Raw genomic sequence first — 23,794 nt, 5'->3', positions numbered from 1 at the left:
AATGAATAATAAAATTAACGAATGGTGTTAAGCAAGGCGAGGACCTCGTCCTTGGTGGCTAGATTCTCCGAAAAGGCTGAAGCAGAGCCTGTAGCAATACCCCAATAGAGGGCTTGTTGTAAATCTTGGGTGTTGAGGTATCCAGTCATGAAACCAGCTACCATAGAATCGCCGGCACCAACGGAGTTAATAAGCGTTCCTTTAGGTGCAGGACTTGTATAGACTGTACCATCAGCGGATACCAAGATAGCACCGTCTCCAGCCATGGAGATGAGCACATGTTGTGCACCTTGGGACTGTAATTTTTTAGCTGCAGTGACTAAATCATCTTTTGTAGATAGTGTACGTCCGAAGATTTCGCTTAATTCGTGATTGTTTGGTTTGATTAAAAATGGTTTGTATGGCAATACACGAGTTAATAGATTCTTAGTTGCGTCTACGACGATACGAATATGTTTATTAGCTAAGCGCTTCATAATAATTTCGTACATATCACTTGGGAGGCTAGACGGAATGCTGCCTGCTAAGATTAATGTATCTTGCTCTGTTAATGCATCAAGTTGGGCGTATAAGGCCTGTAGTTCATCATCGGCTATGATAGGACCACGACCATTGATTTCAGTTTCTTCATCGGATGCTTTTACCTTAACATTGATGCGGGTTAAACCCTCTTTGAGACGGATGAAACTTTCACGGACACCAAATTCATTGAGCTGACGTACAATTTCGTCACCTGTAAAGCCAGCGATAAACCCAAGTGCCGTTGTATCCATGCCTAGGTTATTGAGGACGATGGATACATTGATACCCTTGCCACCGCCCAGCACATATTCTTGTTCAGTGCGATTGATTGTACCCGTGGTTAAGTGGTCTAAGCGAACGATATAATCCAATGCAGGATTGAAAGTAATCGTATAAATCATAAGTTTTCCTCTATATTTCGTATAAATAGAATGTATTAATGGATTTGTTGTTCCTTGCGTCGCAAGCGATACCAGTAGATAAGTGGTACTAAGTATAAGAAGAACGCAAATGGTACGTAACCGGCGGGCGAGACATCCATCATAATGACAGGTACGAGTGCCGCAATATTCCATGGTTGTAAGGCTGCAATAAGAATGCCGCTGTTTTCAAAGTCTAGCATGACATCTTCATCATGAATGCGTTCCTTTGCATAGGTGGTACGCATAATTGAATGCGTCATGATTACCGCAATTGCTTGACTACAACCTAGAGCACCTGTAATAAATGCAATTAGTACATTCGACGCAAAAAGTTTGGCGCGACCTGATACGTTTTGTAAAAGGCTGCGAATATCATTCCAAAAACCAACGCCTTCAAGCATGCCGGAAATGGAACAAGCCATGAATATAGATAGGGTTGGTATCCACATCGTTTGTAGGCCTCCGCCGTGGATAATATCCGATAGCGGATTATAATCTGGCAGATGGAACCCCAATACGGTAAATTGTAACATATCCATTACTGTATAATTTTGATGGATAATTGCGAGGATGGTTGCCGCCAGTGCACTAATACCAATAGGCCAACGTATAGATAGCTTTGTTGGTAACAAACCAATAATGATAAGAACTGGTATCCATAATGTCCAATGGATATTGAATACGAAATGAATCGTATCCGGTAGATAACTGTTAGTGTAGTCTAGTGGATACCATAGGGATAAGAGTAGATACAATATACAGCTGATGATGAGAGCAGGTAAGCTATCTTTCAACATGATTGGTATATTGCTATTTACTTTGGTGTGCGTTAGAGCAGCTACGAGAGAGGCGCTAGAGGATAGAGGTGAGTTTCTGTCTCCTAAATAGGCGCCTGCCATAATGGCACCTGCTACAATATCAATAGGCAGATTACCAGCTTTGGCAATTGTAATTAGTACAATACCGATGGTGCCCACTGTTCCTAGCGATGTACCAAGTAACATACTCACGCAGGATGTAATTAAAAATGCGCAGATTATGAAAAGATTTGGATTAATCAATTCAATACCAGACGCAATAATCATGGGAATAATCCCTGATGCTTGCCACATGGCTATGAGCCAGCCGATGAGCAAAAAGATTTGCATAACCACGATTGAGGTTTTGGCACTGGTCCAGGACATGCGGAGTAAGTCTTTTGGATTATATCCTTGTCGATATAGAGCGTAAGCGAAGCACAACCATACGAGGATTAATGCGTAGCCGATGGGGACACTAAACATGACAGATGCGAGAATAATGATGATAGAAACGATTAATGATATCAATAGTCCCATATTATTTGGCATCATGGTGCGCCCTTGTTTATATTTTAGGTATGCCTGTAATAGTAATTGTAACCACTTCATATTATTCGATAGGAAGTTCTGTTTCGAATACTTCCTCAGCAGGGCCCGTCATAAGAACCGTGCCATCCTCCAAATAACTGATGTGTAATGTGCCAAGATATAATTCTACATCGACCTCGCGTCCTGTAAGACCTTTTTTATAGGACATAACAGCAGATGCGCAGGAACCTGTACCACAAGCAAGCGTGGCGCCAGCACCGCGTTCCCAAGTGCGGACCTTAATATGGTGGTCGTTTACGACCTCGACATAGTTCACGTTTGTATTGGATGGGAATGCATCGTGTTTTTCAAGAATTGGACCTTGTGTTGTAACCGGTGCTTTTGTGATGTCTTCCACAAAAACTTCTGTGTGAGGTACACCGAGAAGGACGGAACTCACCGTTACTGTTTCGCCATTTACATCGAGGTCCACATCGATGACCTTATCCATGGTTACATTCATGGGAATGTCTTTGCTGTTAAAGAAAGGTTTGCCCATGTCTACTGTCACTTGTGTAACAATGCCATTTTCAATGGTTAACGTTGGTTTCATAACGCCTGCTAATGTTTCGATGGTGAAAGTATCTTTTGTAATTTCACCGTGTTCATAGGCATATTTAGCAAAGCAACGAATGCCATTACCACACATTTCTGCTTCGCTGCCGTCTGAGTTGATGATGCGCATGCGTACATCGCAGGTATTAGATGGTACAACGATTACAAGACCATCGGCGCCAATACCTGTACGACGGTCGCAGAGGCGGATGGCGAGATCTGTATAATCTTTATTGGCCCCTTGTGAGTCAGAAAAGAGGATAAAATCGTTGCCGAGGCCATGCATTTTTGTTAATTTCATACATACTCCTATTCGATGTCACACTAGATAAATGCGACTATTCCTTACAATAGAGTAGACTTTCACTATGATACTCGTGAAAGTCTACGGTTAACTATATATAATATAACATTATATCACAGAATAGGGTCTCTCTTTATTGTTCAATGTAAAAATGTTAAAATATAATGTAATGTAGTTTATCGGATATAGAAAGAGGAACACACATGCGAATTCAAGGGATTTCTGGATCTCGAGGCGTTGCTGTTGGCAATGTGTACAAATATATACAAGAAGAAATCGTGATACCTGATTATGAGGTGACTGATGACCAAGTAGAGGCTGAAATTGGCAAATTTGCTAGCGCTATGGCTGCAACTCTTAAACAATTAGATACGATTCGTCAAAAAGCATTGGTTGATATGGGGGCAGATGAGGCTGCTATTTTTGAAGCTCATATGCAAATCGCACAAGACCCATCCTTGTCTGATGGTATCAAGTCCCTTGTAGAAAATTCAAAGATGAACGTCGTAGCTGCTACGGCGCAAACGATAGAAACCTTTGCGGCTATTTTCATCGGCATGGATGATCCATATATGCGTGAACGTGGTGCGGATATTAAAGATATTGGCGATCGTTTGATGCGTAACATGCTTGGCATGAACCCTCGTGGTTTATCTCATATTTCCGGTGAGGTTATTATCGTGGCTCACGATTTGGCTCCATCTGATACGGCTTCACTAGATAAAAATGTTGTAAAAGGTATCGTAACAGCTGCTGGTGGTCCGACATCTCATGCGGCTATCATGGCGCGTACCTTAGAAATTCCTGCCGTTATGGGCGTTGGTGATATTGAAAGCTTTACTGACGATGTGCGTGCTGTTGTACTTGGCACTGATGGTGAAGTGATTACGGAACCATCCGATGAAGAGTGGGAACGTTATACAAAAGAAGCTGCAGATTTCCAAGACGAGTTGAAACGTTTAAAGGACTCTGCTAATTTAGAAGCCGTTACAAAGGACGGACATCATGTTGATTTATTCGGTAATATTGGTAAATCCAAAGATGCGGACCATGCGTTGACCATGGGCGCTCAAGGTATTGGCCTATATCGCACCGAATTCCTTTACATGGAAAATGATGAACTACCTACAGAAGATGTACAGTTTGAACAATATAAACAAGTAGCAGAGAGTATGAAGGGCCAACCTGTCATCATCCGTACTATGGATATCGGTGGTGATAAGGAATTAAAATGCCTAGACTTACCTGAAGAAATGAATCCATTCCTCGGGTATCGTGCCATTCGTATTTCCTTGAACCGTCCGGATATTTTTAAGGTCCAATTACGTGCACTCCTTCGGGCCAGTGCGTTTGGCGACATTCACATCATGTATCCTATGATTGCATCCGTAGAAGAGGTTAAAGCGGCAAACGCTATGCTCGACGAATGCAAGGAAGAATTAATGGCTGAAGGGGTAGCTTTCAATACAGATATCAAAGTAGGTATTATGATTGAGGTGCCAGCGGCAGCCGTTATTTCTCCGATTTTGGCTAAATATGTAGATTTCTTTAGTATCGGTACCAATGACCTTTGCCAATACACATTGGCGGTTGACCGTATGAATGAGGCCATCGGCAATTTATATCAACCATTGCATCCCGCTGTATTACGCCTTATCAAACACGTAATTGATGCGAGTCACGAACAAGGTAAATTTACAGGTATGTGTGGTGAGTTAGCTGGTGATCCAGTTGCAACTATGATTTTATTGGGATTAGGACTTGATGAATTCTCTATGACTGCATCATCCATTCCATTGATTAAAAATATTTTACGCTCTGTTACAAAAGCAGAATGTGAAGCATTTGCTCAAAAAGCATTGACTATGGATACAGCTGAAGAAATCACAGTCTATGCAAAATCATTACTCGCTGAAAAAGGTTTGGCATAGACCATAGCTTTCATAAAAACAAACTTGAATTTGATAGGGGTAAACTGATACAATACCTATATTAATAGCAAAGATATTAGGCGTTTTTGTGCGCTCCGTAGAAAGAGGTAACTCATGAAAGAAGTAACAGTAGAAATCACAAACGAATCTGGTTTACATGCTCGTCCAGCGACTGCATTTACACAATTGGCTGCAAAATTTGCGTCCAAATTGACAATCGCAGCAAATGGTAAAACCGCAGATGCTAAATCCATTTTGACTGTATTAACATTGGGTGCAACAAAAGGCACATCCGTAGTATTAACTGCTGATGGTGCTGATGAAGATGATGCATTAGCAGCACTTAGCGAGTTCTTAACAACGAACCACGACTAATACGCAAAAGAGGCAATACCCTGATCATTAGGATATTGCCTCTTTTTATTTTCCCATATTGGCAAAGCGCTCTACAGCAACTGTAAAGTCATTAATTGTTTTATCTACATCACCATGTTGTATACCATCGCGTACACAATGGTTGATATGTCCTTCGAGGACCACTTGGCCAACCTTATGCAACGCGGACTTGGCTGCATTGATTTGGGCTAGTACATCTTCACAAGGAATGTCTTCTTCAATCATTCGATCAATAGCTTGCACTTGACCTAAAATTTTACGCAATCGACGATGTAGATTGTCTGAATCCATACACTGTTTCATAATACTCCTCCAATTTGGGCATGCTTCATCATCCTATTTATTATACGACAATATGGTTAACAAATACAATATATACAAGTATGCTAAAAATAGATAACTTATGATACAATACAATCAATATATGACAGTTGTATTATAGGGATGTTATTAGTGAAAGTTTATATACTTAGAAGTCTGCTGTAAGGTAGATATAGGTGAATCTATGTTTATATTTCGAATGGTGCGCCGATTAGTTCTTATCATTTGTATCGTGCTAGGGGCTATATATGCGTATGATACATATCAAAGCTATCAAGGAACAAATCGCGTTAGTAAGGCTCATACAACTGTAGAACAGACAATTGAAGAAAATGAAGATACATTAAGTCGGTGGGAACGCATGCATCGTATTTTTACCTTCCGAGAAAAGGTTGAAGCCGCGCTTCATCAACGTGTGCCAAGGGATAAATGGGTGAAATCTGAAAACATTCCAGACAATGCGAAACGTGCTCTTGTGGCCATTGAAGATAAACGCTATTACAAGCATGGTGCTATTGATGTGCTCGGTGTAACACGCGCTTTTTATGTTAACAGCGTTGCTGGTGAAACTGTTGAGGGTGGTAGTACTATCACACAACAATTGGTAAAAAATCTATTTCTATCGTCTAAACGGACGATGTCCCGTAAAGCGGAGGAAGCTATTCTAGCGGTAGAGATGGAGCATTACTATAGTAAAGATGAAATTTTAACCATGTATTTGAATACGGTCTATTATGGACATAATTATTATGGTATAAAAGAGGCTGCCGAAGGGTATTTTGGTACTAGCCCTAGTCGATTGACCTTAGGTCAATGTGCAATGTTAGCGGCATTGCCCAATGCACCAACCTATTTGGATCCTTATGAAAATTATAAAGGTGCTAAAGCTCGGCAAAAATTAGTTCTCGCTCAAATGGTAGATCAAGGTATGATATCTCAAGCGGAGGCGGACTATGCATATAAGCAAGAACTTGGTATAGAATAATATATCCTTTAATATGACACTACATAGAAAACAATCATGGTGCTATACATACTCGCATCATGATTGTTTTTATTTACATATATTATTCGTAAACGAAATATATTATATAATTGAATAAAATTTCTGCTTGCATTTATAAATATGCAGTGATATACTAACACCTGTAGTCGATAAGACATGAAGAATTCATAATGAATTCGTAGTATAATAATAAATGGTATGAATCATACCTAGTATAATTTAGTTTATGAGGTGTTATCATGGGAAAAGCAAATAAAGTAGTACTCGCATATTCTGGCGGTTTAGACACATCTGTTATCATTCCTTGGTTGAAAGAAAATTATGGAGCTGAAGTTATCGCAGTGTGCGTAGACTTGGGCCAACCTGAGGATTATGATGCAGTTGAGAAAAAAGCAATCAAATCTGGTGCTTCTAAAGCGTACATCGTTGATGCTAAAGAAGAGTTCGTAAAAGATTATGTATGGCCAACAGTAAAAGCTGGTGCAGTTTATGAAGGCAAGTATTTATTAGGTACATCCTTCGCTAGACCTTTAATCGGTAAAATCCTCGTAGATATTGCTAAAAAAGAAGGCGCTGATGCTATCGCTCACGGTGCGACTGGTAAAGGTAATGACCAAGTTCGTTTTGAACTTGCTATCAAAGCATTGGCTCCTAATATGAAAATCATCGCTCCTTGGAGAGAATGGGATTTGAAATCCAGAACAGACTGCATGGAATATGCAGCTAAACATGATATTCCAGTTGTAGCTACGAAATCCCATCCATATTCCATGGACCAAAACGTATGGCATTTGTCCCATGAAGGCGGCGATCTTGAAAATCCAGCAAATGCGCCTAAAGATGATGTGTACTTGGTAACACATACGCCTGAACAAGCTCCAGATGAAGCTGGTTATGTAACTGTATCCTTCAAAGATGGCGTACCTGTAGCAGTAGATGGCCAAGAAGGTACTCCATTACAATTGTTAGAAAAACTCAACGAAATCGGTGCACACTATGGCGTAGGCGTTGTAGATATCGTTGAAAATAGATTAGTAGGCATGAAATCCCGTGGCGTTTATGAAAACCCAGGTGGATCCATCATCATGTATGCTCACAGAGAACTTGAATACCTTTGCCTTGACAGAGCTACATACCACTACAAAGAACTTATTGCTAACAAATACGCTGAACTTGTATACGATGGCATGTGGTTCGCACCATTGATGAACGCTTTGCAAGCATTCGTTGATGAAACTCAAAAAACTGTAACTGGTGAAGTAAAACTTAAATTGTACAAAGGCAACATTATTTCTGCTGGTGCAACTTCTCCATACTCCTTGTACAGCGAAGATTTCGTAACATTCGAAGAAGATGATGTATACAACCAAGCTGATGCGGCTGGTTTCATCAACTTGTTCGGTTTACCTCTTAAAATTAATGCATTAATGAAAGAAAAGGCAGGTAAATAATGGCTAAATTGTGGGGCGGGCGTTTCACAAAAGGCACAGATAAAGCGGTAGAGGATTTTACATCCTCTATCGCTTTTGATGCTAGAATGTACGCCGAAGATATTGCGGGTAGTAAAGCACATGCGACAATGCTGGCAAAACAAAATATTATCTCCGACGCAGATCGGGACGCTATTGTAGCGGGTTTAACAAAGATTAAAGGCCAAATCGATAAAGGTGAGTTCCCATTCTCCGTGGCTCTTGAAGATATTCATATGAATATTGAAAAGCGCCTAACCGATGATATTGGTGAAGCAGGTGGTCGCTTACATACAGGCCGTAGCCGTAATGACCAATGCGCAGTTGATTTACACATGTACGTGCGTAAAGCCGTAGTAGAAATGGGCGAGCTCATCGTAGATATGCAAAAAGCCCTCATCGAAACGGCTGAAAAATACAGCGATGTTATCATGCCTGGCTATACGCATTTACAACGGGCACAACCTGTATTGTTCGGTCATCATATGATGGCATACTTCTCTATGCTAGAACGCGACTTTGACCGTTTGTTGATGGTCTTCAAACACGCAGACATTATGCCACTTGGTGCAGGGGCTTTAGCAGGTTCTACGTACGGTATTGATCAAACATATACGCAAGAATTATTGGGGTTCTCCCGTATTTACGAAAATAGTATGGATGCCGTATCTGACCGCGACTATGTAGTTGAATTCTTGTCCTTTGCATCTCTTGTGATGATGCATTTGAGTCGTCTTAGCGAAGAACTCATTTTGTGGTCCTCTAATGAATTCAATTTTATTGAACTTGATGATGCCCACTGCACAGGCTCTAGCATCATGCCACAAAAGAAAAATCCTGACGTATGTGAACTCGTTCGTGGTAAAACAGGTCGTACCTATGGCCATTTGTTGGGTCTTTTGACAACCTTGAAAGGATTGCCTCTTACCTATAATAAGGATATGCAAGAGGATAAAGAGGGTATTTTTGATGCCATCGATACGGTGCATTTTGCATTGTCCATCAATGCGGCGATGATTCGCGGTATGAAGGTCAATGGGGCTCATATGAAAGCTGTCCTCGATGACGATTTCTCGAATGCTACAGATATGGCCGATTACCTTGCGAAAAAAGGCGTTCCATTCCGTGAAGCGCACGAAATTGTAGGCAATGCTGTACATCATTGTATCGAAAAAGGTTGTGTATTGCTTGACTTATCCGTTGAGGATTTCAAAGCAATTTCTCCATATTTTGATGCGGACATTCTAGATGCTATTTCCATTGAAGCTTGTGTAGCAGGTCGTAACAACTATTCTGGTACGGCTCCAGAATGTGTGGAAAGACAACGTAATAATGGGAAGCAAATCATTGCTAACGAAGAAGCACAAATCGATAGCTGGAAATCTATCGTAAACTCTGTACAAGCGTAATTCCTTTTTATTAGAATCATAGATGCTTTCTTAGTTTATAAAATTGGCTCCACCTTTAGGTGGGGCCAATTTTTGTCTATATTGGGTGGACTCATGGCGGATAATGGTCTTGTGGCACAACACTATAATCTGAATAGATAGTGATTTTCCGCACATTTAATTGATTAAACTAAAATAAAATGATACTCTTACATTCATCATACCGTTTCTAATCAAAAATAATATATAATTACTATATTTTTATTCAATTCGTGTAATATGCTTTGTCCACTAATAAAATACTTTTAATTTACCACCTATGGTGTTATTATTAATTCGAAAAACAAATAAAAACGGTACCTTCACATTCCCGCCCATTACAGCAGGAACTGAATGTACTTAGCGGTTTTAATATAGTTACGTGAATTATGGACGAGAAAAAATTCACCTTACGAAAGGGGATTGATACATGAAAACCACCGCTAAAAAAATGTCTGTATTCCAGCTAACCACAATGGTAGCAGCCAATATGCTAGGAGCTGGAATCATTATGTTACCAACCAATTTGGCTCAAGTTGGTACTATTTCAGTGTTATCTTGGCTCGTGACGGCTGTGGGTGCGCTTTTGTTAGCGTATATTTTTGCTCAAGCGGGTATGTTCTCTCAAATTAAAGGAGGCATGGGCGGTTATGCAGAACACCGCTTCGGTAAGACTGGACATTTTATGGCGAGCTATGCTTACAGCATATCTCTCATCATTGCTAATATAGCGATTGCAGTTTCCGCAGTTGGCTATGGCTCAGAATTCTTTGGTGTTGATCTAAATGCAACGCAAACAAGTCAAGTAACGATTGTCTTGTTATGGTTTGCAGCGATTTTGAACTTTAGAGGAAACCGCTTTACAGGTCAGCTCAGCAATATTACTATTTGGGGCTGTATTGTGCCAGTATTACTAATTGGTACAATTGGTTGGTTCTGGTTTAGCCCAGATACGTATTTGGCGGCATGGAATCCAAACGACTTGCCGTTCTTTGAAGCAATTAAAGAATCTATTGCTTTAACATTGTGGGGATTCCTAGGGTTTGAATCGGCAGCAGCAAATGCAGATGCTGTAGAAAATCCAAAGAAAAACGTGCCAATTGCAACATTTGCAGGTACATTAGCAGTGGCGGTGATTTACATCTTGTCCACGAATGTTATGGCCGGTATCGTGCCTAACACAGAATTACTTAATTCCAATGCACCATTTGGTCTAACATTTGCATACATGTTTAATGACACAATTGCAAATGTTATCATGGCGCTCATGATTATCTCTTGCTGTGGTGCTTTACTTTGCTGGCAATTTACATTGTCTCGCGTATTCAAGAATGCAGCAGAGGCAGGTTATTTCCCTAAGGTGTTTGCTCGTGTAAACAGCAAGGATGCACCTGTGCGTGGCGTATTTATCTTATTAGCGATTGAAACAATTCTTACATTGTTCACAGCTAATGATTCTTTACGCGATCAATTCGAGACATTGGTAAACCTTGCGGTTGTAACTAATGTAGTGCCTTATATTCTCTGCATTCTTGCAGTACCAACTATGATGCACATGTCTGGATTGGAAAAACGTCGTATTGATCGTTTCTATTTCGTTGCTGTTGCAGGTGTTTTATACTGTTCATACGCAGTATATGCGTGCGGTGTCGATGCCATGCTCGGTAGCGCTGTTGCAGTAACTATTGGCATTTGCATTTATATGATACGCAAAGGTTGGTTAGCGTATCGTGCACAACGATTCCAACAAAGTATCGATTAATTGAATACTCTCTCGTCTTATAGAGGCTGTCACTTCGGTGATAGCCTCTTTTGGTTATATGCATAGCAAAATGTTTTAGGCTCTATAATAAATGTTGGGGTGACACCACTACGGTGTCACTTCCAACATTATTTTTTTGCAAAAAAATAAGCATATAAGGCTCACATGCTTTACAATAAAAGTGTCAAAGTCCTAAAGAAAGGATGTGAGCTTATATGCCTATTACTGATTATACTGAATTTTTACATAATGTAAAACAAGAATATATTACAAATAGCTATGAATTAGACGGAATATTTATTTTTGACATAGAATTACCAGCAACATCACATATTTGCCCAAAGTGTGGAGAAACCACAAAGCATATTAAGGATTACCGCATACGTACTGTAAAGTTTGGAAAAGTACAACGAGGTCCACTAATTGGAAAATACAGACAGCGTCGGTATATTTGTCCGCATTGTGGTCATTCTTTTGCTGAAAGCAATCCATTTGTACGAAAACATATGCAACTAAGTGTAACTAATATTAGAATGCTATTTGATAAACTTACTGAAAGTGTAACCTATACAGCTATTGCTAACGAGTGTGATACATCTATTACTACAGTATTACGTTATTGCTCTATGATTACTATACCTAAGCCCAAGACCTTACCCACTGTGATTGGTATTGATGAGTTTAAAGGAAATGCAGAAGGCTACCAATACCAAGTTAATTTAACTAATCCAGATACACATGAAATATTAGATATTTTACCGAAACGTGATACGCAAGCATTAATCCACTATTTTGCATCATTTAAACATAAGGATCGCCTACAAGTTAAGTTTATTGTAATGGATATGTCCATACAATTTAAGCGCATCATGGAGGCGCTATTTCCACATGCGCATATTATCTGTGATCGATACCATGTATGTCGACTTGTAGATTGGGCGGTAGAGCGAGTTAGAAAGCGTGAGCAACATAAACTGGCTGCTTATTCACGTATGTTAAAACAGAATCGACGTGTACTAATGAAGCATCCAGACCATTTAACGGAAGCCGAACATATTAAACTATGTGAAATACTCAGAATATCTGATGATTTACGAAAAGCATATGCTTTAAAACTTTCTTTTAGAAAAATCTTTTCAATCTATGGTAAACAAAGAATAGCTGCACATTTAACGCATTGGTTGGAATTAGTAAAAGCATCTGGCTTAAATGAATTTAATAACTTCTTTACATCATTTCCTGCATGGATGACGCAATTAACTAATGCATTCTTACTTCCATATTCTAATGGATACACAGAAGGAACTAACAACAAAATTAAAGTATTAAAACGGATAAGCTATGGACTTCGCCATTTTGGTAGATTTAGAGTACGTATTCTACTTTTGAGCAAAAAGAATGGCACCAACCATAACTATGATTGGTGCCAAAGAAGACTCGTAGGGTGAATACCCCAACATTTGACAGAGAGCCATGTTTTATATGTAAATTAAATTAAACTACAAATGTAAATATATACGTTTATATACAGAAAAGAAAAGTAAATAAAGCAATTATTTCAAGAAATGGGGCACAATATACGAAGTAATGCATGTAAATAATAATGAATATTGTTTTTATGAATAATTATGATTGATTGACGAATATACACTAAGGGGTATATGTATTGTTAGTGAATTACAAATATAGTATATTTATAATTAATAAAAGTGAATAAACTGAGTGTCGGTTTTACCGAGCGTAAAAGAGGAAAATGGGTGTAAATCCTATACTATGAAAATAGCTGTTATGAGGAGCAATATTTCGTATTAGGGTCACTGGGAAACTGGGAAGGCTGAAATATTGTGATGAATCAAAAGTCAGAAAGCCTGCTCAATCTTGAGGAACATTGTGCTAGAACACGGTGTTTTAATATAGGTTAGTCAGGCAGGCTAATCTTTTTTTATGGTTATTTCATAGATCTTATTACACAGCATCATATTACATGTTTACTTTCTATGTTTATTCACTATTATGTGTTTTTATTTGAAAAGGGTATAGGAGGTGCCTATGGGAAAACGCTTTGTCAAACATCTAGGACAGTTTATTGTCACCTTGTTTGGCATCACATTTTTGACGTTTTGTCTCACCTATTTAGCTCCAGGGGACCCAGTTACGATGCTACTGGAAACGGCGGATACTATCGTGTCTCAAGAAATGATTGATGAAACTCGAGCACAATTAGGCTTGGATAAGCCGTTTATCGTACAGTATGCAAACTGGGTAGTCAATGCAGCACAAGGTGACTTAGGAATGAGTTACTCTGCTAAAAAACCTGTAGTAGATCGCATGTTAGAAGCATTACCTGGTACGCTTGCATTGTCAGGAACCGCATTGGTATTTACGATTATCTATGCATTACCGGCAGGTATACTGAGTGCGTATAATCGGAATAAATGGATAGACTATGTACTGAGAAGCCTTTCTTTTATAGGCGTATCTATGCCGTCATTCTGGTTAGGCCTTGTATTAATTTACATTTTTGGCTTAAAGCTCGGCTTGGTTCCAATCGCTTCATCTCGTGTAACAGCGACAGGCGTTATTTTGCCAGCCGTTACATTGGCCGTTGTCGTTGGATCTAAATACATGCGTCAAGTTCGACTCGTTATCCTTGAAGAGATGCAAAAGGATTACGTTATCGGTGCCCGTGCCCGTGGCGTGAGCGAAATGAAGATTTTATTCGGTCACATTTTGCCTAATGCCGTATTGCCATTGATCACTATTTTAGGTGTTCTTATTGGTTGGTTATTAGGTGGTGTAGCGGTAGTTGAAATGGTATTCTCCTGGCCTGGCCTCGGGAATATGGCCATTTACGCCATCACTATGCGTGACTATCCATTGATTGAAGGTTTTGTGTTATGGGTTGCTATTGCATACATGTGTATCAATGCTTTAGTTGATGCATCCTATGTTCTATTGGACCCTAGATTGAAAAGGGAGAGAGCATAATGAAAGAATTTATTCAGAAACATAAATTGTTCTCTTTCTACACTGCATTGATGCTCGTCATCGTATTCATTGCTATCTTTGCACCATGGCTTGCTCCGGGCGATGCTTTCACATCGGATATGTCCAAGGCATTACAAGCACCTAGCGCTCAACATTGGTTTGGTACTGACAAATTGGGCCGTGACGTATTGTCTCGTATCATTTATGGTACTCAATTATCCTTGTTCATGGGTGTATCCATCGTAGTGATTATGGTGAGCATTGGTACAGTCATCGGTGCCGTAGCAGGTTACTTTGGTGGCAAGGTTGAAATGGTTCTTATGCGCTTGGCGGATATCATGTTATCTTTCCCAGGGGTAGTGCTCGCCATTGCCATCGCCGGTATCTTAGGTGGTAGTATTGTAAATACCATCTTAGCATTATCGGTTGTAGGGTGGGCTAAATATGCGCGACTTGTTCGTTCTATGACGTTGAAAGTACGCGGTGAAGAATATGTAACGGCTGCCGTTATGATGGGGGCCTCTACATGGACGATTTTACGTCGTCATATTATTCCTAATATTTTGCCTCTCGTTGTAACCACAGGTGCTCTTGATATTGGGGCTATTATGATCGAAGTTGCCGGTTTATCATTCCTTGGTTTTGGTGCGCAACCACCAACACCTGAATGGGGTCTTATGCTTAATGAAGGTCGTCAATACTTGCAAACGAGTCCATGGCTCATGGCGTTCCCTGGTTTGTCTATTTTAATCGTAGTATCTATTTTCAATCTTTGGTCTGATTCTTTACGTGATGTAGTGGATCCTAAGAACCAAGGTTAATCTTAGTTTTTTTGAATCTTTATTAGGCCTTTGCGGCGTAATAATGATATATAAGCTTTGTATATTGTGTTAACAAGGAGATTTTAAATGAAAAAATCTTGGAAAAAGGCTCTTTTAGCAGGTCTTAGTGTTGTGATGATGGGTTCCTTCATCGCAGGTTGTGGCTCCGATAACAACGGCTCTGCAAATAAAGACGTATTGAAAGTAGGCGTAACTAACTTCGCTTCTACTTTAGAACCTACTGAAAACTTCTTCGCTTGGGTTGTAATGCGCTATGGTGTAGGCGAAACATTGGCTAAATTTGATGAACAAATGAAACCTCAACCATGGATTGCATCCAAATGGGAAGTATCCCCAGACCATAAAACATGGACTTTCACAATCAACGATAAGGTAAAGTTCTCCAATGGTAAAAAAGTTGATGCTGCAGCAGTTAAAGCATCTATCGAACGGGCTTTTGAAAAATCTAACCGTGCAAAAACATTCTTCGAATATGACTCTATGGAAGCTAATGGTCAACAATTAGTTATTCATACAACAAAAGAATATCCTAATATGCCTGGGCTTTTAGCGGATCCATTGTTCCTAATCGTTGATGTACAATCTGAAAAAGACGGACGCAACTTTGCGAAAGAAGGCCCTATCGGTACAGGCCCATACGTAGTTAAATCTTTCACTAAAGAACGCGCTGAAATGGCTGCTAACGAAAACTATTGGGATGGTGCAGTACCATTTAAAACTGTAGAAATTCCTTCCATCGACGATCCTAATACTCGCGCTATGAGCTTACAATCTGGCGACGTAGATATGGCTGTTAACATCGGTGCTGGTGAAATCGGCTTATTCCAAAATAACGATAAGTTCAAGGTTGATGAAATCGCATCTCTTCGCGTAGTATTGGCTCGTATTAACCAAAAAGGTGTTCTTGGTGATGACAAAGTTCGTGCAGCTGTTATTTCCGCAACAGATCGTAAAAACTATGCCGATGTATTGCTAAAAGGCACATTCATTCCTGGTTCCGCACCTATTCCACCATCCATGGACTATGGCTTCAAAGATTTGAAAGATCCTAATGCGTATAACCCTGAACGTTCTAAACAATTATTAGCAGAAGATGGTTGGAAAGATACTGATGGGGACGGCATCCTTGATAAAGATGGCAAACCATTAACATTTGACTTCGTAGTATATAACTCTCGTGCAGAATTACCACTTTATGCCGAAGCTGTTCAAGCAGACCTTAAAAAAGTGGGTATCGACATGAAAATCAAAACAGTTGACTATAACTTGATTGATAAAATGGGTCAAGATGGCGACTATGATATGCTTATCTCCAATATCGTAACTGCTAATACAGGTGACCCAATCTGGTTCTTGTCTAACTATTGGCATACTAATATCGATGGTTCCAACCCACAAAATGGTTCTGGTTACTCTAATCCTCAAGTTGACCAATTGTTAGATGCTGCTGAAACTGAATTTGATCCTGCAAAACGTCGTGACTATGCAATTCAAATTCAACAATTATTGATGAATGATGGCGCTGCATTGTTCTTAGGTTACCCTAAAACTAATATCGTTACTGGTTCTTACTTGAAAGGTGCTGTCATGTACCCAAGTGACTACTACTGGATTACTAATAAAATTACAAAATAATAAGGAGCTATAATGGCAGAAAACATACTAACTGTAGAGAACCTTAACATCGCGTACCAAGGTGTGCCTGCTGTTATGGATGTAAACTTTACCTTGGAACGCGGTAAGGTATTGACCATTGTAGGGGAATCTGGATCCGGTAAAACTACCGTGATCCGGGCCCTTATGGGTTTGTTGCCTGCAGGTGGTGAGGTCACAGATGGTACAATGATCTTTAATGGTCAAGACCTTCGCACCCTATCTAAGTCAGAATGGAGATCCATACGTGGCAAAGATATGGCCATGATTTTCCAAGATAGCGGTAGTGCACTCGATCCGATTGTACGCATTGGTAAACAATTTAGAGAACTATTCAAAGCTCACATTGAAATCTCCAATGACGAATGTGATCGTCGTGCTATTGAATTATTAGAGTCTGTTGCGTTACCTAATTGCGCAGATATCCTTCGCCGCTATCCACATGAGCTGTCTGGCGGTCAACGCCAACGTGTTGGTATTGCCATGGCATTAGCATTAGACCCAGCATTACTCATCGGTGATGAACCAACATCTGCTCTAGACGTGACAACACAATCTCAAGTTGTTATGCAAATGATGGAATTATCTAAAGTGCATAATTCCGCTATCGTTATGGTAACCCATAACCTTGGTGTGGCGGCGTATATGTCCGATTACATCATCGTTATGAAAAAGGGCCGTGTTGTAGATGCAGGTACGCCACAAGAAATCTTAGAAAACCCATCTAATGAATACACAAAACAACTAAAAGATGCGGTACCAACATTGGAAGGAGGTCGTTACATTGACTAACTACGCAGTAGAAATTAAAAATGTATATAAACGATTCCCACTTCCTACTGGTGGCGAACTTGAGGCATGTAAAAATATCAATATCACCCTTGAAAAAGGGGAATCTCTTGGTATTGTAGGTGAATCCGGCTCTGGTAAAACAACATTGGTTCGTATGATTATGAAAATGTTGCCTATTACAGAAGGTGAAATCTATGTCGATGGTGTTGAAATTCAACATATGAATGCAGAACAAACAAAGGAATACCGTAAAAAAATTCAAATGGTATTCCAAGATCCATCTGCTGCATTTAACCCACGCATGAAGGTTAAGGATATTATCCTTGAACCACTATATAATTTTGGGCTTCTTGAAAAGGGAAAAGAAGAACAAATCGCTGGTGATTATCTTGAAATGGTAGATTTACCGCGCGAGTTCATGCATCGATTCCCTCATGAGATGTCTGGTGGTCAACGTCAACGTGTAGCTATCGCACGAGCTATCGTTTTGGAACCTGAAATCCTCGTATTCGATGAGGCAACGAGTGCCCTTGATGTATCTGTGCAAGACTCTATTGCCTATCTACTCGCTAGATTGCAAAAGAAACGGAATTTAACATATTTGTTTATCGCTCATGATATTGCTTTCATTCGTACTATGTGCCATAAGGTTGTAGTCATGTATAAAGGGGCTATCGTTGAAGAACTAGATGCGTTCCATCTAGCAGATGCAAAACATCCATATACAAAGGTGTTATTGAGTTCTATTTTTGAAATTGGTAAACCACACAATCCATTATCGATGGATACCGTTACTAATGATACAAATATATAATCTTATTGGTGAAAGCCTTCGCGTATGCGAAGGCTTTTATCTTTTCTATTTGCTAAATATATATTAGATGATTGAGAACTTTCGATAAATAGGATATGATAAAGAAAGCAATATACCCATATAGGTATATTGGAAGGCATTCATATGAACATATTTTGATAGATATCAAGTCGAGTATACAGATTGGTAATAGGAGATTAAATGAAAAACATAAGACGAGTGCTGGCTACATGTGCTTTATTAGGCCTTACCGTAGTTGGTCTTACTGGTTGTGGGATGAACTCTAGTGCTGATAAAGATATTTTACGAGTAGGTGCCATTGGATTTGCTAGTACATTAGAACCTACAGAGAACTATTTTAGCTGGGTTGTAGTACGTTATGGTATTGGTGAAACGCTGGTTAAATTTGATGATACAATGAAAGCAAAGCCTTGGCTTGCTTCAAAATGGTCCGTATCAGAGGATGGAAAAACATGGACTTTCACCATTAATGACAAAGCTAAGTTTTCCAATGGTCGAAAGGTGACGGCTCAAGCCGTAAAAGAGTCATTTGAGCGGACCTTTGCTAAAAGTAATCGTGCCAAGACGTTTTTTACCTATGATTCTATTACAGTGGATGGTCAAACCTTAACGATTCAGACGGATAAGGCGTACCCTAATTTACCAGGTTCTCTGGGCGATCCATTGTTTGTCATTGTAGATGTGCAATCTGAACGAGAGGGTCGAAACTTTAGTGCCGATGGTCCTATTGGAACTGGGCCCTATGTGGTAATATCCTTTACCAAGGAACGTGCTGAACTAGCCGCTAATGAAAACTATTGGGATGGTGATGTGCCGTTTAAACGTGTAGAAGTACCCTCTATCAATGATGCTAATACGAGGGCGATGGCATTGCAATCTGGTGATATCGATATGGCAATAAACATTGGACCTGGTGAGTACAGTTTGTTTGCGGATAATAAAGACTATACTGTTACAGAGGCGTCATCATTGCGCGATGTGATGGCACGTATGAGTCAAAAAGGTGAATTGAAGGATTCTAATTTGAGGGCTGCTCTTATTGCTGGCATAGATCGTGATAGCTATGCTAAAAACCTTTTGAAAGATACATTTATAGCCGGTAAGGCTCCATTGCCTCCTAGCCTTGATTATGGATTTAAACAATTAAAGGATACCAATCCATATGATCCTAATAAGGCTAAAACTTTATTAGCTAAGTCTGGTTGGACAGATACCAATGGGGATGGCCTTGTAGATAAAAATGGTCAAAATCTCTCGCTAGTTTTATATACTTATACATCAAGACCTGAATTGACGCTATATGCAGAGGCAATGCAGGCGGATTATAAGAAAATTGGTATTGACGTACAGATTAAAATTGTCGATTATACGATGATTGATGAACTAGCTAAAACCGGTGATTATGATTTATTAGTTTCTAGTGTCGTTACTGCTAATACGGGTGACCCTGTATGGTTTTTAAAACAATATTGGGGTAGTAATATCGATGGATATAATCCGAATAATGGTTCTGGATTTAATAACTCTCGTTTTGATGAACTTACGGCACTTGCAGGTTCTACGCTAGATGCTACAATCGCACGCAATGCTATCATCAATGCCCAACAAATTTTGCTCGATGAAAATGCTACCATATTCCTTGGCTATCCTAAGATTAATATGATTGGTAAAAGCTATCTAAAGGGTATTCACACATCACCTAGTGAATACTATGTAATCACGAAAGATTTGAAAAAAGAATAATTAGTATTGATTTAGACACAATAAAAGGACCAGCTATAAGGCTGGTCCTTTGTGTTGTTCAATTATTATTTTTTGCTGTCTACTGCATCGAGGTCATTCATATCCACCTCGTTAGCACGACCAATCATGCGATTATATTTTACGTATAATTGCGTATATGCTTCGCCATAGGAGGAGTTGATAATGATGTAATTTCTTGCTTCTGCAATAAATTCTTTTACAGCATCTTGATATTGTTTAACCGCAGCTTGCGTTTCTGGTTTTGTACCAGGTTGCAAGTCATTCAAGCGTTTTGTAATTTCTTGTAGATTGGTTTCGACCTTTTGTGTATCTGTATTACCATCAGGATCGATAATATCTATGGTTTGAGATAATAGTATATTTAATTCAATGAAATTAACTGCATTGACTCTGTTTTCATCAGCGAATTCTTTCATGCGTTCTGAATATAATTCGTTATTACGATTTTCAAGTGCTAAATCGTATGCATTATAGGCCGCATTGAATTGATCTGCTAATGGTACATATTGGCTAGCTAAGTTATCACTACCTACAAAATTATCTTTTTCAAAAGTTCTATCTGTGTAGTAGTTTTGAAGTTGGTCGGCCACAGGAATTAATTGCGATAAGATGGTAAGTAATTCATCCGTCGCTTTATTTACATCCTCATATGGTGTTGAACTTTCTTCTTTAGCTGCTTCAAGCTGAGCTTTTAATTTCTTATAGTCAGGTAATGTTACAGACGTATTATGTGTATGATTGCGCAATTCTTCAAGGGTTGGTTGTATTTGATAGGTATAGGCAACACTATTTAAATTAAATGTATCAGCTGCCTCGATATAAGGTCGTAAGGCATTGATCTTGTCCTCAATAGTAGAGCGATATAATATTGTAGTTGCTTTATTGGATAGGAAGTGATAAGCGCAATAAATGCCTCCACCAATAACAGCAATCCCTAGAATTACGGCTAAGATTAATTTAATATAACCCTTTTTCAATTGCCAATACTCCTTGTAAAACGCGTTTGTGAAAAAATATCTATACTTTATATTCTATACAGTTGATATCAGTATTATTATAGCATAGATTAAAGGGGCAAAAAAGATACATATAACTGATAATTATTAAATAAATATTAAATATTATAAAGCGTTAATAGCTATTTGAGTAAGTAATATATTTATTGATATGCAATGCAGTGTATGTTTATTTCATATTTATAAGTTGGTATAATTAAATTAACAAATGGGAGGTGATTGGAATGGATTTTGAACGTCGCTATGATTCTATTGAAGAAGTTTTAGATGTAGCAAAGTCTGCAGAAGGTAAGCTTGTAAAGGAGTATGATGTAACTAATCGACTTGAGACGAAGAAAAATAAGGGAGGCATAGGTCAGATCATTGAAGAAGGCTTATTTCATATGGCTCCTAATAGTCGTGCAGAAGCTGATTTTGCTAACCTAAATCTTGAATTAAAGGTTACTGGCATAAAAACAAATGTAAAACAGACATCCTTCTCAGCAAAGGAAAGATTAGTACTCAATATTATTGATTATATGGAAGAGTATAAGCGTACTTTTGAAGAATCATCGTTGTGGCATAAGAATAAAAAAATTTTGCTTATGTTTTATAAATGGATTGATGGTGTGAATAAAGGGGAATTTCCTATTCTTAAATCCGTTATCCATCAATTTTCTGAATCGGATTTAGCTATTGTTAAGCAAGATTGGCAAATTATTATAGATAAAATCAAAGCGGGTAAGGCTCATGAAATTTCTGAGGGGGATACCATGTATCTTGCTGCTTGTACAAAAGGTGCTAATGCAAAGAGCATGCGAAAGCAACCTTTTTCTGATATTCCTGCAAAACAGAGAGCCTATTCGTTAAAGAACTCATATATGACTACTTATGTAAGACGAATTCTTATGAATGAAGACGTAATCTCAGTTTTCAAACCAGAAGAGTTAAAGTCTAAATCAGTTGATGAGTTATTACATGAAAGATTTGCACCTTATATTGGGCGTACATTATATGAATTAAAGCGTCACATTAACTTTGCAGAAAACAAGAATAAAGCGATGTATGCAAATCTAGTCAGTGATCTACTTGGTATAAAAGGCACTAGTCTTGATGATACTGAGGAATTCGCTAAGGCGAATATCAAATTTAAGACTATCCGTTTAGAACCAAATGGTGTTCCTCGTGAACATATGTCATTTGAACAAATTGACTTTGATAGATGGCTCAATGCATCTTGGGAAGAATCCCAAGTATATGAAACATTTGAAAATACAAAGTTCTTATTTGTTGTATTTCAATTTACTGAGACCGAACGAGAGAACCCTAACAGAGTACCTTATTTGAAAGGCATTAAGCTGTGGAATATGCCGGAGCAAATTATTGAGACCGAATTAAAAAATCTATGGCAAACAGTGCATGACATATTAGCAGTTGGTGTTGAATTAACACAAACGCCAAGAGGGGTGAAAAATAATTTGCCAGGAGCTAAGTTTAATGGCCTTTGCCACATTAGACCAAAAGCTGCTAATGCGGCCGATAAAGTTCGATTACCAGATGGCCAAATGATTACAAAACAGACATATTGGTTAAATAGAGAGTATATTGCAGAAATAGTGAGAGAGTTATAATTTATGGATTATAGTGAGAGAACTAAATATAATTTTGAAGATGACTTGTTGGGAGAGCAGGCGGTAAATAAGTTTTTGGTTGAATTTCTCTATGAAAGATTCAAAGAAAAAGGATATATTATTGATTTTGAGGTCTCTAGAGAGTTAAATAAGCAGCATGCAGGCAGCGATACTGTTCTTATTCTTAAGAGTGGAAAGAAAATTGTTGTAGATGAAAAGGCCGCTATCCATTATGCAAAAACTAATTTAAAGGAAAAAGCTATGCCCACATTCGCCTTTGAAGTGTCTTATATGTATAATGGGCAATTAAAAGAGGGTTGGCTGACTAATCCAAAATATAATGAAACACAGCGATATTTATTATGTTGGTTATGGGTACAGGCTGGGACCAATAAAAGCCGCTTAAAGTATGATGACATTGTGCAAATAGAAGCTATGATTTTTGAAAAGACCGACATTCAAGAATACATTATAAATATAGTCACTGCTGATACAGATATCGTAAAGTTTCATACTGTAGCTTCTGATAAAAGAGTAAGTTTAGAAGAAAAAATCTTGCAAAAAGCACTTGATAAAATTGATGAACCTGTAGGGAAAGAGACATATCCTAAGTGGTATTTAACTGGTAGGAATATATTATCTGAGCAACCTTTAAATATAATACTTTATAGGAATCAATTAGAAAATTTAGCTACATCGCATTGGTTAGTAACGAGAAAAGGACTTATAAGATTAGATAAATAATAGAAATAGATCTTGATCTCTTCTCTAGAATCTGATATAATATGTTC

Annotated in this window: 20 protein-coding genes and 1 riboswitch; of the genes, 15 read left to right on the top strand and 5 right to left on the bottom strand. The window is 38.7% G+C overall.

Annotation, left to right across the window (positions count from 1 at the left end; all coding sequences use genetic code 11):
* Positions 1-14: 14 nt before the first annotated feature.
* Genes pfkB through dapF form a run of 3 tightly spaced genes read right to left on the bottom strand, consistent with a single transcriptional unit; the run spans position 15 to position 3,188 of the window.
* Positions 15-923: a 1-phosphofructokinase gene (pfkB, locus tag O3598_RS07560; RefSeq protein ID WP_302943303.1), complete on the bottom strand. Its 909-nt coding sequence runs from the start codon at positions 921-923 to the stop codon at positions 15-17.
* Positions 924-958: 35 nt separating this feature from the next.
* Positions 959-2,296 (bottom strand): Na+/H+ antiporter NhaC family protein, encoded by a 1,338-nt coding sequence (locus tag O3598_RS07555; protein WP_371452288.1) that lies wholly within the window; start codon positions 2,294-2,296, stop codon positions 959-961.
* A gap of 58 nt (positions 2,297-2,354) precedes the next feature.
* Positions 2,355-3,188: a diaminopimelate epimerase gene (gene dapF, locus O3598_RS07550; protein WP_371441973.1), complete on the bottom strand. Its 834-nt coding sequence runs from the start codon at positions 3,186-3,188 to the stop codon at positions 2,355-2,357.
* A gap of 206 nt (positions 3,189-3,394) precedes the next feature.
* Between dapF and ptsP the strand changes: the two genes are divergently transcribed.
* Both ptsP and O3598_RS07540 read left to right on the top strand, forming a co-directional pair.
* Positions 3,395-5,122 (top strand): phosphoenolpyruvate--protein phosphotransferase, encoded by a 1,728-nt coding sequence (gene ptsP / locus O3598_RS07545; protein WP_316585074.1) that lies wholly within the window; start codon positions 3,395-3,397, stop codon positions 5,120-5,122.
* A gap of 114 nt (positions 5,123-5,236) precedes the next feature.
* The gene (locus O3598_RS07540; RefSeq protein WP_005377050.1) at positions 5,237-5,497 is read left to right on the top strand and encodes an HPr family phosphocarrier protein; all 261 of its coding nucleotides are present in this window, start codon (positions 5,237-5,239) and stop codon (positions 5,495-5,497) included.
* A gap of 45 nt (positions 5,498-5,542) precedes the next feature.
* Here O3598_RS07540 and O3598_RS07535 read toward each other — a convergent pair whose 3' ends face one another.
* On the bottom strand, positions 5,543-5,821 hold the full coding sequence (locus tag O3598_RS07535) for a metal-sensing transcriptional repressor (protein ID WP_005377006.1): 279 nt from the start codon (positions 5,819-5,821) through the stop codon (positions 5,543-5,545).
* A gap of 202 nt (positions 5,822-6,023) precedes the next feature.
* Here O3598_RS07535 and O3598_RS07530 point away from each other — a divergent pair, with 202 nt between their 5' ends.
* The 11 genes from O3598_RS07530 (at position 6,024) to O3598_RS07480 (ending at position 20,356) form a co-directional block, all read left to right on the top strand.
* Entirely contained in the window at positions 6,024-6,824 is an 801-nt protein-coding gene (locus O3598_RS07530; RefSeq protein WP_371441972.1) for a transglycosylase domain-containing protein, read from the top strand.
* A 260-nt stretch (positions 6,825-7,084) separates the two neighbouring features.
* Positions 7,085-8,296 (top strand): argininosuccinate synthase, encoded by a 1,212-nt coding sequence (locus O3598_RS07525; RefSeq protein ID WP_005381291.1) that lies wholly within the window; start codon positions 7,085-7,087, stop codon positions 8,294-8,296.
* A complete protein-coding gene (gene argH / locus O3598_RS07520; RefSeq protein ID WP_371452286.1) occupies positions 8,296-9,723 on the top strand; it encodes an argininosuccinate lyase in 1,428 nt (475 codons plus the stop codon). Before O3598_RS07525 ends, argH begins: the two co-directional genes overlap by 1 nt.
* Before the next feature lie 448 nt (positions 9,724-10,171).
* The gene (potE, locus tag O3598_RS07515) at positions 10,172-11,503 is read left to right on the top strand and encodes a putrescine-ornithine antiporter (protein ID WP_285416583.1); all 1,332 of its coding nucleotides are present in this window, start codon (positions 10,172-10,174) and stop codon (positions 11,501-11,503) included.
* Between the two features lie 215 nt (positions 11,504-11,718).
* Entirely contained in the window at positions 11,719-12,951 is a 1,233-nt protein-coding gene (locus tag O3598_RS07510) for an ISL3 family transposase (protein WP_371452284.1), read from the top strand.
* Between the two features lie 255 nt (positions 12,952-13,206).
* Positions 13,207-13,393, top strand: a riboswitch (cobalamin riboswitch).
* A 159-nt stretch (positions 13,394-13,552) separates the two neighbouring features.
* A complete protein-coding gene (gene nikB / locus O3598_RS07505) occupies positions 13,553-14,491 on the top strand; it encodes a nickel ABC transporter permease (RefSeq protein ID WP_371452282.1) in 939 nt (312 codons plus the stop codon).
* Positions 14,491-15,312 carry a nickel transporter permease gene (gene nikC / locus O3598_RS07500; protein ID WP_005381279.1) on the top strand — a complete coding sequence of 274 codons (822 nt, stop codon included), beginning with the start codon at positions 14,491-14,493 and terminating at the stop codon, positions 15,310-15,312. Before nikB ends, nikC begins: the two co-directional genes overlap by 1 nt.
* An 87-nt stretch (positions 15,313-15,399) precedes the next feature.
* Positions 15,400-16,968, top strand: coding sequence for an ABC transporter substrate-binding protein (locus O3598_RS07495; protein ID WP_371452281.1), 1,569 nt, complete (start codon positions 15,400-15,402; stop codon positions 16,966-16,968).
* 12 nt (positions 16,969-16,980) lie between these two features.
* On the top strand, positions 16,981-17,778 hold the full coding sequence (locus tag O3598_RS07490) for an ABC transporter ATP-binding protein (RefSeq protein WP_005384001.1): 798 nt from the start codon (positions 16,981-16,983) through the stop codon (positions 17,776-17,778).
* Positions 17,771-18,592, top strand: a complete 822-nt coding sequence (locus tag O3598_RS07485) for an ABC transporter ATP-binding protein (protein ID WP_005384000.1) — start codon at positions 17,771-17,773, stop codon at positions 18,590-18,592. The genes O3598_RS07490 and O3598_RS07485 overlap by 8 nt, the downstream gene beginning before the upstream one ends.
* A 201-nt stretch (positions 18,593-18,793) precedes the next feature.
* Positions 18,794-20,356, top strand: a complete 1,563-nt coding sequence (locus O3598_RS07480) for an ABC transporter substrate-binding protein (RefSeq protein WP_302943022.1) — start codon at positions 18,794-18,796, stop codon at positions 20,354-20,356.
* A 65-nt stretch (positions 20,357-20,421) separates the two neighbouring features.
* Here the strand turns inward: O3598_RS07480 and O3598_RS07475 are convergent, their stop codons facing one another.
* Complete coding sequence (locus O3598_RS07475; protein WP_287503131.1) at positions 20,422-21,354, bottom strand: DUF3829 domain-containing protein; 933 nt, start codon at positions 21,352-21,354, stop codon at positions 20,422-20,424.
* 263 nt (positions 21,355-21,617) lie between these two features.
* Between O3598_RS07475 and O3598_RS07470 the strand changes: the two genes are divergently transcribed.
* Together O3598_RS07470 and O3598_RS07465 are read left to right on the top strand one after the other, a co-directional pair.
* A complete protein-coding gene (locus O3598_RS07470; protein ID WP_371452278.1) occupies positions 21,618-23,003 on the top strand; it encodes a Sau3AI family type II restriction endonuclease in 1,386 nt (461 codons plus the stop codon).
* Between the two features lie 3 nt (positions 23,004-23,006).
* Positions 23,007-23,747 carry a hypothetical protein gene (locus O3598_RS07465; protein ID WP_316064879.1) on the top strand — a complete coding sequence of 247 codons (741 nt, stop codon included), beginning with the start codon at positions 23,007-23,009 and terminating at the stop codon, positions 23,745-23,747.
* Positions 23,748-23,794: the final 47 nt, after the last annotated feature.

It is taken from the genome of Veillonella atypica, from assembly GCF_041431435.1.
Lineage (GTDB): Bacteria > Bacillota > Negativicutes > Veillonellales > Veillonellaceae > Veillonella > Veillonella atypica.
Note: the sequence above shows the minus strand (reverse complement) of the source record. Positions and strands in the feature narration are given on the sequence as shown.